The following is an 11,459-nucleotide window of genomic DNA, read 5'->3' as shown; positions in this document are numbered from 1 at the left end:
GCGCGGTTTTAGAAGGAGTTGTAATTTTTCAAAAAAGATTGAAAACCATTTTAAAGCTTTCGACTTAACCTTTTTTTACATCAATAATGGCTTCATTTAATGTCAGCATACTTTTTGAAACACCACCAACTATCAATGCAAAGACTGCAAACGTCAGTTTATTGGTGACCATGCTCTGAGCTATCTAGGATGTAATTCTGGCATTACTCGTAAAATATTACAGTTGATGGTCAGAGGCAGCGGTATACGAGATATCGCTGAAGTTGAGCGCATTAGTATCGGTAAAGTTTTACGGACTTTAACTGAATCGACCTATCAAATTCAGCCTAAACAAAGTCATTATGAATCTCTCGAAGTAGATGAATTCTGGACTTTTGTTGGAAATAAAAATAATAAACAATGGCTTATTTACGCCTACCATCGAGAAACAGGTGAGATTGTTGCTTATGTTTGGGGTAAGAGAGATTTAGCTACAGTCCAACGGTTGAAGACAAAGCTTAAACAATTAGGTATTCATTACACCCGAATTGCAAGTGATCATTGGGACAGTTTCATCACTGCTTTTAAAAACTGCAAGCAAAGTATTGGTAAGTTTTTTACCGTAGGTATTGAAGGTAATAATTGTAAAATAAGGCATAGAATTAGGCGCGGTTTTAGAAAGAGTTGTAATTTCTCCAAAAAGATTGAAAACCATTTTAAAGCCTTCGACTTAACCTTTTTTTACATCAATAATGGTTTCATTTAATGTCAGCATACTTTTTGAAACACCACCAAAAATTGAAAATAAAAATGAGAAAAATACAGAATCATTTTTTAGCAGACACAAAAAAAAGCCCTAAAAAGGGCTTTTTTCATTGCAACAAATTAGTTAGCTAATGCTTTAACTTGTGCGTTCAAGCGGCTCTTGTGACGAGCTGCTTTGTTTTTATGGATGATGCCTTTGTCAGCCATGCGGTCGATTACTGGAACAAGCGTTTTGTACGCTTCAGTAGCAACAGCATAGTCATTAGTGCCGATAGCAGCTAATGTACGTTTAAGATAGGTACGAACCATAGAACGCAAGCTTGCGTTGTGTTTGCGTGCTTTAACGTTTTGACGAGCACGTTTTTTAGCTTGAGCAGAGTTTGCCACTCGTGCACTCCTTGAAATAGATTGGTCTGGGCGGGCTGAAACTCAACTGAAAACCATCATCAGAGGAATTATCACCAGCCCGTAAACAAGTGCCATATTTTGATTAAACTGAGCACCGAAGTCAAGTCTTGACATGCTTTGACAACATTTTAGATGCAGAAAAATTCTAAAGAAAACGTTAGATTAGTATTCTACCTAGGAGATCGTATAAAAAATGACTAAATCGCTGGTTCATCCCATCGTCATAGGTGCCACCGGTTTGGTGGGAAAACAACTCTTAAAACGTCTGCAAGACGAGCCAACTTGCCAGCAGATTACTGCAGTGGTCAGAAAATATCAAAATGATCTGAATAGTTTGGATAAAGTCCAGCAATTGGTACTTGAAGATTTTCTGATGCTGAATGATCAGGATGTCAGCGAGCACAGTCACGGTTTTAGCTGTTTGGGCAGTACCATGAAACAAGCCGGATCCAAGCAGGCCTTTTATAATATTGATTATACTATTAATGCCCATTTTGCCGAATTGCTGCAACAGACTTCAGCGCATTACTTGCTGTTGAGTGCGATGGGCGCCAACTCCCAGTCTCATTTTTATTATAATCAGGTTAAAGGCCAGCTAGAAGAATATGTACAGACCTTGAGTCTGGATAAAATCAGCCTGATTCGGCCTTCATTATTAATTGGCGAACGTCCCGAGCAGCGTTTTTTGGAGGATGCCGCACAGCAGGTTTATCATAAAATATCGCGTTTTATTCCGGATGGTTTTGCTTATAAGCCAGTGACAGCCGAGCAGGTAGCTCATACTATGGTCGAGGCCGCGCTGACTCAGACGGTAAAATTTGAAATTTATGATAATTTACGCATACAAAAAATGAAATGAGGGGAAACACCGTGTCTACAGCAGCATTTGTCACCTGTGACTTATTAGATGATCATCCGGAATTAGAGCTTCAAGTGGTGACACCTTGTCTGGACGGTAAATTTTTTAAGAGTTATGGGGCCCGGAAAACTTTTGGCGGTCAGATTGTGACGGTGAAATGTTTTGAAGATAACTCCCGGGTGAAAGAGTTACTGGCCACAGATGGAACAGGCAAGGTACTGGTGGTCGATGGCGGTGCATCGATGCGCTGTGCCTTGATGGGTGACCTGATTGCGGAATCTGCGGTCAAAAATCACTGGAATGGTGTGATTATTTATGGTTGTGTGCGTGATGTCGATGCGATTGCTGAATTAGACCTTGGTGTACATGCATTGGCGGCTATTCCACAGAAGAGCAATCGCAAGGGCGTGGGTGAGGTGGATATCACCCTCTGTTTTGGTGGAGTCACGTTTAATGCTGGCGATTATGTCTATGCAGACAATAATGGCATTGTGGTCTCTAAAACAGCCTTAGTGGCTTAATTGGCCAAGTGTTACATTAAAGAATAACAACAAAACTGATCTATACCGCGAAAGACAGGATGCTTACATTCTGTCTTTCAGTTGAATAAAACAAAAACAGGAAAATATTATGTTGGGTCATCAAATTAAAGTTGCACAAGCTTTGGCCTCTGCAGTCGCTCAAGGTGGACGTGGCATGGTCGGTACACCATTTCCGAATCAGCCTGAAAAAGCCTTAAAGCTCTATGAATATGAGGGTTCGCCATTTTGTCGCCGGGTGCGTGAAGTCATGACTTTGCTGAATCTGGATTATGAAGTCTATCCATGTCCACGGGGTGGTACTCATTTTCGTCCCGAAGTTCAGCAATTAGGCGGAAAACTCCAGTTTCCATTTCTGGTAGATGAAAATACGGGCGATCGACTTTATGAATCGCAAGATATTATTCATCATCTGTTCAAGCACTATGGCAAAACAGGCAAGACACCCAAAAAATATGCTCACTATCCCAAAATTCCGGTGGCTGCAATTGCTGGCACAGTCATCAACGGTTTACGCGGAGGAATGGTGAATCCCAAGATCAAGGATCGGCCAACACCTGAACAGTTACTAGAATTATGGGGTTTTGAGGCCAGTCCTTATACCCGGATCGTACGCGCCGTGTTGAGTGAGCTGGAAGTTCCCTTTATTTTTCACAATGTCGCCAAAGAACGCTGGCAGGATTATGGGCCAGCCAAGTTGCGCTTAAGACCGGGGAAATATGAACCACTACCAGGCGGGAAGCGTGAACATTTATTTGAAATGATGGGAAATAATATTCAGGTTCCTTATCTGGTCGATCCAAATACAGGCGTGAATATGTTTGAATCAGCTGAGATTGTAAAATATTTAAAACAGCAATACGGCGCCGCTTAAAATATTCAGCCTATTAAAACTCTAAAATTGTGCTTAAGAAATGCCATTCACTGCGTAGATGGCATTTTTTTATGCTGGTTTTAAGCAGACGGTATTTAGAATATCCCTATGAGGCTAGAAAGAAATAGCATAAAAATGAAATAAATCATGATTTTTAGAGTTTTTTTGGTTATATTTTACTCTTCAAGGTGACATAACAATAAATATAAGGGGCGTGCTTATGACAGCACTAGAGGCAGTCTTGCCAGTACCTGTATTAATCGTTGAAGATGAGTATGTCATTCAACGACGTTTAAAAATTATATTAACCAATTTGGGCTATAGCGAAGATGTTCTGCTCTTTGCCAATAATCTTAAAGAAGCATATTTCATTTTAAAACAACAGCCGATTTCACTGGCATTGGTCGATTTGGGGCTGCCGGATGGAAGTGGGATTTCGATTATTGAAAAAATTCGCGAAAATGACGTACAAACTCTGATTTTGGTGGTTTCGGCCTGGAGTACGCAGAACAGTTTATTTACCGCAATTCAGGCGGGTGCCACCGGTTATGTATTAAAAGAACGCGATGATGTGGAGGTCACTTTGGCGATCCGCAGTATTTTACGGGGTGGCGCGCCAATTGATCCTTTTATTGCGCGGGAAATTCTCAAGCAGATTTCTATACCTGCTTCATCACCACCAGTCGAACGCAACCACTCGGATGCCGAGCAGGAAGTGCTGACCCATCGGGAAAAAGAAATTCTGTCACTGGTCGCACAAGGCCTGAGTAATCGAGAGATTGCCGAGCAACTTTGTGTGTCACGTTATACCGTCGAAAGTCATATCAAGCATATTTACCGGAAACTGTCCGTCAGTCGGCGTACCAAGGCAGTCAGTACCGCACGGCATTTAGGAATTCTGTGATGCATCCAGCTCGTTCTGGAAGCAGGCAGCGACAGAGATTGCAATGGATCGGTATTTTGCTCTTTTGCTGCTGGCTGTGTTTGCTAAGTGCTATGAGTCAGGCGCAAGACCATTTTCAGGTCAATGATCTCTGTGATGTAAAGATTGACTACATTCAAAAGGTTCAGGTGCAAAATCCTAGCCAGATGCCTGCATCTGGCTGGCAAAGTGTCAGTTTGCCGGATAACTGGCAGCGTAACTGGAAAGATTATCATGGTGGGGCCTGGTATAAAATTGTTTGGGACTGGTCATGCCAAGACAATATTCGTCTTGCAGAACCGATTGCCTTTTCCATTGATTATATTAATTCGGCCGGCGCCGTGTTCCTGAATGGTGATTTACTCTGGTCAGATCAACACCTGCAAGAGCCATTGTCAAAAAGTTGGAATATGCCGCGTTACTGGATTTTGCCCATCAGTGGCTTAAACAAGGGCAGTAATGAAATTCTGGTTTATGTACAGGGTTATAGTTTTCAGAACGCCGGACTGGGTAAAATTGAATTTAATAATGTGCTGGTCAATAGCCAGAAGCATTTAGGCGAAATCTGGGATCGCCGCACGCTGTTTCAGATGAATATGATTTTCTCAGCAATGATTGGGATCATCTGCTTCATTGTCTGGCAATTTCGACGTTCAGAAACCACCTTTGGCTGGCTGGCACTCAGTTCATTCCTATGGATTCTGTTTATTTCCAATATGCTGACCACAGAAAGCTTTCCGTTTCGCTCCAGCATCGCGGCCAGCAAAGCCAATATGCTTTGTTTTATTGCCTATATCCACTGTTTTAGTCTGTATTTGATCCGCTTTTTAAAACAGAGATTTAAATATGTGGAGCGGGGATTTATCCTGATCACGCTTTTATTTGCTCTGCTGATTGTGATGAGTTCCTTGGGTTATCTGGGGCAGGTACTGGGCACAGCATTTATTTTCTATGTGGGATTATTTATAAGCTGTATTATTTATGTGAGCTATCACGCACTTAAAACCCGCAATGGGGAATATCTTTTCTTGATGCTGTGTCTGTGGGGGATTTTGTTATGTGTAATCGTAGATCTGATCATTTTAAGTCAAACGGCAATTAGTGATTTTTCACCTTTATCACCCTATACCTCACCGATTATTACCCTGTTTGTGGTGCTGATTATGGCCACGCGGTTGAATCGTAATGTCAGGAAAATCGAAAAATTTAATAGCCAGTTAGAACGTAAAGTCCAGCAGGTCGGTGCTGATCTGAATAAAAGCCTGAACGATAAACATCAACTGGAGCTGGATAATGTCCGCTTACAGGAGCGGATTAACTTATCGCATGAACTGCATGACGGGCTAGGAGGCTCGATTGTGCGCTCTATGATTCTGGTCGATCAGAGTACTGACAGCATTCCCAACCGACAGTTTCTTTCCATGCTGAAATTGCTCAGAGATGATCTCAGACAAATCATTGATAGTGGTTCGTCTATCGAAAATAAAGTACCGGAAACCCCACTACTCTGGATTGCCCCGGTACGTTATCGTTTTACCCAGTTGCTGGAAGAGATAAATATTGAGGTTGAATGGTTATTTCCAAAAGTCTGGCAGCGTGAACCGACCGCATTGCAATGTTTGACCCTGATTCGGGTGGTCGAAGAAAGTCTGACCAATATCATTAAGCACAGTCAGGCCAGTCAGGCGAAAGTCAGTCTGGAATATTTTCTGCCACATCAACTCACTTTAAGTATTCAGGACAATGGCGTTGGGTTTGATGCTGAAATAGTGCAAAAAAATGGTCTGAGTATTGGGATGCGCAGCATGAAAATGCGGGTCGAACGTATGGGAGGCGTGTTTCAGATTGAGTCTGAGAAAGGGCATACAGTGATTCAGGTCGTATTGGAGCTCTATCAACCCTAATCTTTGCAAATAAAAAGAGGATTATTTAATCCTCTTTTTATTTGGCTTTAGCTTAGAATTAGTCTTGTTCTGCTGGCGGAACCAGCATCAGTACCGCATCATTTAATAATGCCGCGACATCTTCCAGAATATCTTCATCAGCGAAGTTTTCATCTAGCAATATGGTTTCACCATCTGCAAGCTGCTTGAGTTTTGTGCTAAATGCCTCAGAGATTTCAATCCCTTCAGCATTGGCCCAGAACAGAACATCGCCGTCTGCTTCGGTGTAGAGCAGGCGTGAAGCCGGTTCGAGCATCAGGCTATAACCCTGATCCAGTGCTTCTTCCAGATCACCTGTACCGATTTCTTCCGCTTCCGGAAGGTTCTCTGGATATTTGGGTTCTGACATTAAAGTCATAATGGCATCTTCTAAAACATTCGAATTATGCAGTTGCTGCATGATCTGTTCTTTTAGATATTCCAGCTCATTGCCGCTGACTTCACCAATGGCTCCGACTTGGTCACGAATAATATCAACCAGCGGATTGCGTAAACTTTCATTCTCAGAAAATTTATCACCAACACGGTCCATCATGTCGCTCACATTTGGCATACGGAAGCCAAAGGAAAAGGTTAGACAATCATCTTCTGCAACGCCGTAATGCGCCAAACCAGGTGGCACATACAGCAAGTCGCCAGGTGCCAGAACTTCGTCAAAATTCACCTCAATTTCAGGCAATAATTTCAGTGGCTGACCCGGAACCAATGCAGTTTCGGCATCACACATTTGTCCGAGCTGCCAGCGACGATGCCCGTAGCCTTGTACCAGAAAGACATCGTAAAAATCAAAGTGCTTTCCTACAGAGCCGCCTTGAGGTGCATAAGACACCATGATGTCATCGCGGCGCCATTGCGGAATAAACGGGAACTTTTTCCACATTTCCGACAGGTCAAATGAATAATGATCTACCGCCTGAACCAAAAGTGTCCACAGCTTGGGCATTTTCTGAAAATCAGCTTTAAGTAAAGGCGAAGATTTCACGCTCCACTGATTCGGATCGCGATCTTTTTGCTTGATTAAACGCGCAGTGACATGTTCCTCAAGCGCAAGTTCCATCACGTCATCAGGTTCAAGCAGATTGGCGATTTCAGGCATCGCATTACGCACCAGTAACGGTTTTTTTTGCCAGTATTCACTCAAAAATTGTTCAGCGGTGATTCCGCCTAAAACGTCTAAAGGTTGAGACATAGATTACAGCCTGAATTAAGGGGAGATTAAGGAACTAAAATTTTCAATTCACGAAGAATGTGACACAGCTTGATCATCGGCATGCCCATCAAAGTGGTCTGGTCTTGCCCGATCATTTCTTCAAACAGGCTGATGCCGAGGCTTTCACATTTGAAACTGCCGGCACAATGCAGTGGCTGTTCAATCGCGACATAACGTTCAATTTCGGCTTTGGACAGTTTACGGAACTTGACTTTATAGTGCTCGACCAGCGTTCGTTCATAACCAGTAGCCTGCTGTTGCACACTGAGTGCAGTACTGAAATAGACAATCTTGTCCGAATTGGCCTGTAACTGGCGAATGGCTTTTTCAGGGGTTAAAGGTTTGCCAATAAAAATATCTGGTGCGCCTTCACGCCATGCCACCTGATCCGAACCAATCACAATCGCTTCAGGATTTTTCTCAGCAATATATTTGGCTTTCTCAAAAGCCAGCCGCTTGGCCAAATCATCTGCGTGACTTTCACCGCGAGGAGACTCATCGATATCCGGTACTAGAGAAATATAATCAATATGCAGGCGATCCATCAACTCTTTACGGGTTTGGCTGGAGGATGCCAAAATAATCTGTACAGCATTCATTAGACAGCATATTCCTCAAGAATATTTAAAGGTACATAAGACAGCACCGCTTTATGGCAGGCTTGCAGCTTGATCGGGGGCGCTTGACCTGCTTCATAGGCTTCGACCCAACGTGTCACGCAGAGGCACCAGAAATCACCGGGTTGCAGGCCAGGGAAGTCCAGCTCTGGCAAAGGTGTGATCAGGTCATTGCCCACTTTTTGCGAGAAATTGAGAAATTCCGACGTCATCTGCGCGCATACCGTATGCTGCCCCAGATCAGTGGTCGCAGTATGGCAAAAGCCATTGCGGAAATAACCGGTAATCGGATCGAAGCAGCAGCTTGATAAAGGCTCACCTAACACGTTCAAACGGTTAAGATTTGGATCAGGATGTATCGACATAGGCACTGAATCTAAAAGAAGCTTTTTTCTATCATAACAAAACTTTGGCATTCAGAATGTTTTCTGCAAAAGATGCTAACCTTTTTCTGCATAATCATTTAAAATCGGCTGGTTTTAATATCTATAAAGTGAGCTCTACATGAACTTTCAGCGTATGACTGACCTCGATTTAGCAGGTAAACGTGTTCTGATCCGTGAAGATTTAAACGTTCCTGTTAAAAATGGTGTGATCACCAGCGATGCGCGTCTTCGTGCAGCATTGCCAACCATTCAAGCAGCAGTTGAAAAAGGCGCTGCAGTGATGGTGTATTCTCACCTTGGTCGTCCGGTTGAAGGTGAGCCTAAAGCTGAACAATCGCTTGCACCTGTAGCGGCTTACTTGACTGAAGCTTTGGGTCAAGACGTAAAATTATTTACCGACTACCTAGATGGCGTTGAGGTTCAGCCGGGTCAAGTTGTGTTACTTGAGAACTGCCGTTTTAACGTTGGTGAGAAGAAAAACAATCCTGAACTTGCTGCAAAATATGCAGCGCTGTGTGATGTATTCGTGATGGATGCATTCGGTACAGCGCACCGTGCAGAAGCATCGACTGAAGGCGTAGCGCGTCTTGCTAAAGTTGCAGCAGCAGGTCCTTTATTGGCAGCTGAACTTGATGCACTAGGCCGTGCACTTAAGACACCTGAAAAGCCAATGGTGGCAATTGTTGCGGGTTCTAAAGTATCGACTAAACTTGATGTGTTGACTTCACTGTCTGACATCTGCGATCAATTGATCGTGGGTGGTGGTATTGCCAATACTTTCCTTGCTGCGGCAGGCTATAACGTTGGTAAGTCACTGTGTGAAAAAGATCTGATCGATACTGCAAAAGCCATTGCTGCAAAAGTATCAGTGCCACTTCCAACTGACGTTGTGGTTGCCGATGCTTCTGAAATCAACTTTGAAGATTTCCTGGGTTCATTGGCTGCTGCGAAAGCAACTGTGAAAAATGTTGCCGATGTTGCTGATAACGACATGATTCTGGATGTAGGTCCGGAAACTGCGAAAGCATTTGCAGAAATCCTGAAAACCTCTAAAACCATTCTCTGGAATGGCCCGGTGGGTGTGTTTGAAGTCGATCAATTCGGCGAAGGTACCAAAACTTTATCTTTAGCGATTGCTGAATCTGCCGGTTTCTCGATCGCGGGTGGTGGTGACACATTAGCTGCAATCGACAAGTACGAAGTAGCAGATAAAATTGGCTATATTTCTACGGGTGGTGGTGCATTCCTCGAATTCGTTGAAGGTAAAACCCTTCCTGCAGTTGCCGTACTCTTAGAACGTGCTTGATTGCATGTCCTAAGCTAAAAAGCTGGCCAAGTGCCAGCTTTTTTATGTCATTTTTTTGACAATGAAAACTTACCCTTCATGGCTTCGTCATGAAAATGCAATAAATCTGTCATAAGATGCAGAGATTAAATCACCAAATGATGAGATCACGTGATGAAAAAACAGTTAACTTTGGCAGCTTTATTCGCTGCATCATTGGCACTGACTGCATGTGCGAAACAGGAAAATGCACCGGTCGCTGAAACAGAAAGCTCGGCAGCAGTAGCCAATGAGACTATAACGCCAGAGCAGCAAGCAGCCATTGATGCTATTGACCAGCCAGTTTTAGATGAAAAAAATACCGATATTCCAGCTGAAATTGCCAATGCGCCAGCAGATGAAGCAACTGCAGACCAGTCAGTTACAGCGACTTCTGAGCCTGTAGCACCTTAATCCAGTGCATGTGAGATAAAATCCCTGCAAAAGCAGGGATTTTTTTTAAATAGTGTTATTTGTTGCTGAATTGAAACCTTTGAACATGTAGAATATGTGGCATTCACTGGGAGGATATTATGGCTCTTATTTCATTGCGCCAGCTCTTGGATCACGCCGGCGAACATGCTTACGGCGTACCAGCATTTAACGTAAACAACTTAGAACAAATGCGTGCAATTATGCTTGCAGCAGATGCAACCAATTCACCTGTTATCGTACAAGCATCTGCGGGTGCGCGTAAATATGCAGGCGCTCCGTTCTTGCGTCACCTGATTTTGGCTGCAATTGAAGAATGGCCACATATTCCAGTGGTAATGCACCAAGACCACGGAACCAGCCCTGACATTTGCCAACGTTCAATCCAGCTCGGCTTTTCATCAGTGATGATGGACGGCTCACTTGGTGAAGATGGCAAAACCCCAACTTCATACGAATACAACGTTGATGTGACTCGTCGTACGGTTCAAATGGCACATGCATGTGGCGTTTCTGTAGAAGGTGAGATCGGTTGTTTAGGTAGCCTTGAAACAGGTATGGCGGGTGAAGAAGATGGCGTGGGCGCAGAAGGCGTACTGGATCATTCTCAACTCCTGACTTCAGTTGAAGAAGCACGTAGTTTCGTTGCAGATACCAATGTGGATGCGCTGGCGATTGCTGTAGGTACTTCACACGGTGCGTACAAATTTACGCGTCCACCTACAGGCGATATTCTGGCGATTGACCGCATTAAAGAAATTCATGCGGCACTTCCAAATACGCATTTGGTTATGCACGGTTCAAGCTCTGTGCCACAAGAGTGGTTGGCAGTAATTAACCAGTATGGCGGCGACATCAAGGAAACTTATGGTGTTCCGGTTGAGCAGCTGGTTGAAGCGATCAAACATGGCGTGCGTAAAATCAACATCGATACTGACTTGCGTTTAGCATCTACAGGTGCAATGCGTCGTATGATGGCAGAAAAACCAAGCGAATTCGATCCTCGTAAATTCTTCAGCGCAACGGTTGATGCCATGAAGCAAATCTGTATCGATCGTTATGAAGCATTTGGTACTGCCGGTAATGCAGACAAGATTCGCCCAATTTCTTTAGAGAAAATGGTGTCGTACTATAATAAATAATTCCCAGTGAATCATTTATAGAAAAAGCCCACAGCGAATGTGGGCTTTTTTGTAGACTG

General features: G+C 43.5%; 12 protein-coding genes and 1 pseudogene. 9 read left to right on the top strand and 4 right to left on the bottom strand.

Annotated features, from left to right (window positions below; all coding sequences use genetic code 11):
• Positions 1-127: 127 nt before the first annotated feature.
• Positions 128-745, top strand: a pseudogene (locus FTU44_RS03430) (IS1-like element ISPa14 family transposase); the annotation flags it as partial.
• Between the two features lie 119 nt (positions 746-864).
• Here FTU44_RS03430 and rpsT read toward each other — a convergent pair.
• Positions 865-1,131, bottom strand: coding sequence for a 30S ribosomal protein S20 (gene rpsT / locus FTU44_RS03425; protein WP_005171172.1), 267 nt, complete (start codon positions 1,129-1,131; stop codon positions 865-867).
• A gap of 214 nt (positions 1,132-1,345) precedes the next feature.
• Here rpsT and FTU44_RS03420 point away from each other — a divergent pair, with 214 nt between their 5' ends.
• The 5 genes from FTU44_RS03420 to FTU44_RS03400 all read left to right on the top strand — a co-directional run bounded on the left by FTU44_RS03420 (position 1,346) and on the right by FTU44_RS03400 (position 6,250).
• The gene (locus FTU44_RS03420) at positions 1,346-2,011 is read left to right on the top strand and encodes an NAD(P)H-binding protein (protein ID WP_180049500.1); all 666 of its coding nucleotides are present in this window, start codon (positions 1,346-1,348) and stop codon (positions 2,009-2,011) included.
• Between the two features lie 11 nt (positions 2,012-2,022).
• On the top strand, positions 2,023-2,532 hold the full coding sequence (gene rraA, locus FTU44_RS03415; protein ID WP_005171166.1) for a ribonuclease E activity regulator RraA: 510 nt from the start codon (positions 2,023-2,025) through the stop codon (positions 2,530-2,532).
• Positions 2,533-2,641: 109 nt separating this feature from the next.
• On the top strand, positions 2,642-3,424 hold the full coding sequence (locus tag FTU44_RS03410; protein ID WP_074382852.1) for a glutathione S-transferase N-terminal domain-containing protein: 783 nt from the start codon (positions 2,642-2,644) through the stop codon (positions 3,422-3,424).
• 220 nt (positions 3,425-3,644) lie between these two features.
• Positions 3,645-4,328: a response regulator transcription factor gene (locus FTU44_RS03405; RefSeq protein ID WP_159138160.1), complete on the top strand. Its 684-nt coding sequence runs from the start codon at positions 3,645-3,647 to the stop codon at positions 4,326-4,328.
• On the top strand, positions 4,328-6,250 hold the full coding sequence (locus FTU44_RS03400) for an ATP-binding protein (RefSeq protein ID WP_180049498.1): 1,923 nt from the start codon (positions 4,328-4,330) through the stop codon (positions 6,248-6,250). Before FTU44_RS03405 ends, FTU44_RS03400 begins: the two co-directional genes overlap by 1 nt.
• A gap of 58 nt (positions 6,251-6,308) precedes the next feature.
• Here FTU44_RS03400 and FTU44_RS03395 read toward each other — a convergent pair whose 3' ends face one another.
• From FTU44_RS03395 to FTU44_RS03385, 3 genes are read right to left on the bottom strand one after another with little or no spacing between them, the layout of a single operon-like run.
• The gene (locus FTU44_RS03395; protein WP_074382849.1) at positions 6,309-7,478 is read right to left on the bottom strand and encodes a cupin domain-containing protein; all 1,170 of its coding nucleotides are present in this window, start codon (positions 7,476-7,478) and stop codon (positions 6,309-6,311) included.
• A 26-nt stretch (positions 7,479-7,504) separates the two neighbouring features.
• Positions 7,505-8,098, bottom strand: a complete 594-nt coding sequence (locus FTU44_RS03390; RefSeq protein WP_100355025.1) for a nucleoside triphosphate pyrophosphatase — start codon at positions 8,096-8,098, stop codon at positions 7,505-7,507.
• Positions 8,098-8,481 (bottom strand): DUF2237 family protein, encoded by a 384-nt coding sequence (locus FTU44_RS03385; protein WP_005096732.1) that lies wholly within the window; start codon positions 8,479-8,481, stop codon positions 8,098-8,100. Before FTU44_RS03385 ends, FTU44_RS03390 begins: the two co-directional genes overlap by 1 nt.
• A 139-nt stretch (positions 8,482-8,620) precedes the next feature.
• On the opposite strand from FTU44_RS03385, the gene FTU44_RS03380 reads away from it, so the two are divergent.
• From FTU44_RS03380 to fba, 3 genes are all read left to right on the top strand, one after another.
• Positions 8,621-9,808 carry a phosphoglycerate kinase gene (locus tag FTU44_RS03380; protein WP_074382847.1) on the top strand — a complete coding sequence of 396 codons (1,188 nt, stop codon included), beginning with the start codon at positions 8,621-8,623 and terminating at the stop codon, positions 9,806-9,808.
• 153 nt (positions 9,809-9,961) lie between these two features.
• Positions 9,962-10,240: a hypothetical protein gene (locus tag FTU44_RS03375; protein ID WP_005171152.1), complete on the top strand. Its 279-nt coding sequence runs from the start codon at positions 9,962-9,964 to the stop codon at positions 10,238-10,240.
• Between the two features lie 119 nt (positions 10,241-10,359).
• Positions 10,360-11,400 carry a class II fructose-bisphosphate aldolase gene (gene fba / locus FTU44_RS03370; protein WP_005096736.1) on the top strand — a complete coding sequence of 347 codons (1,041 nt, stop codon included), beginning with the start codon at positions 10,360-10,362 and terminating at the stop codon, positions 11,398-11,400.
• The last annotated feature ends 59 nt before the right edge of the window (positions 11,401-11,459 follow it).

Origin of the sequence: Acinetobacter sp. YH12105 (genome assembly GCF_013419095.1) — a bacterium.
Lineage (GTDB): Bacteria > Pseudomonadota > Gammaproteobacteria > Pseudomonadales > Moraxellaceae > Acinetobacter > Acinetobacter pseudolwoffii.
This window is presented reverse-complemented; position numbering and strand designations above follow the sequence as displayed.

Bases quoted from the DNA above. Each gene is read 5' to 3' on its own strand.
- FTU44_RS03420 (WP_180049500.1), top strand. From the start codon at position 1,346: ATGACTAAATCGCTGGTTCATCCCATCGTCATAGGTGCCACCGGTTTG.
- FTU44_RS03410 (WP_074382852.1), top strand. From the start codon at position 2,642: ATGTTGGGTCATCAAATTAAAGTTGCACAAGCTTTGGCCTCTGCAGTC.
- FTU44_RS03405 (WP_159138160.1), top strand. From the start codon at position 3,645: ATGACAGCACTAGAGGCAGTCTTGCCAGTACCTGTATTAATCGTTGAA.
- FTU44_RS03400 (WP_180049498.1), top strand. From the start codon at position 4,328: ATGCATCCAGCTCGTTCTGGAAGCAGGCAGCGACAGAGATTGCAATGG.
- FTU44_RS03395 (WP_074382849.1), bottom strand. From the start codon at position 7,478: ATGTCTCAACCTTTAGACGTTTTAGGCGGAATCACCGCTGAACAATTT.
- FTU44_RS03390 (WP_100355025.1), bottom strand. From the start codon at position 8,098: ATGAATGCTGTACAGATTATTTTGGCATCCTCCAGCCAAACCCGTAAA.
- FTU44_RS03385 (WP_005096732.1), bottom strand. From the start codon at position 8,481: ATGTCGATACATCCTGATCCAAATCTTAACCGTTTGAACGTGTTAGGT.
- FTU44_RS03380 (WP_074382847.1), top strand. From the start codon at position 8,621: ATGAACTTTCAGCGTATGACTGACCTCGATTTAGCAGGTAAACGTGTT.
- FTU44_RS03375 (WP_005171152.1), top strand. From the start codon at position 9,962: ATGAAAAAACAGTTAACTTTGGCAGCTTTATTCGCTGCATCATTGGCA.
- fba (WP_005096736.1), top strand. From the start codon at position 10,360: ATGGCTCTTATTTCATTGCGCCAGCTCTTGGATCACGCCGGCGAACAT.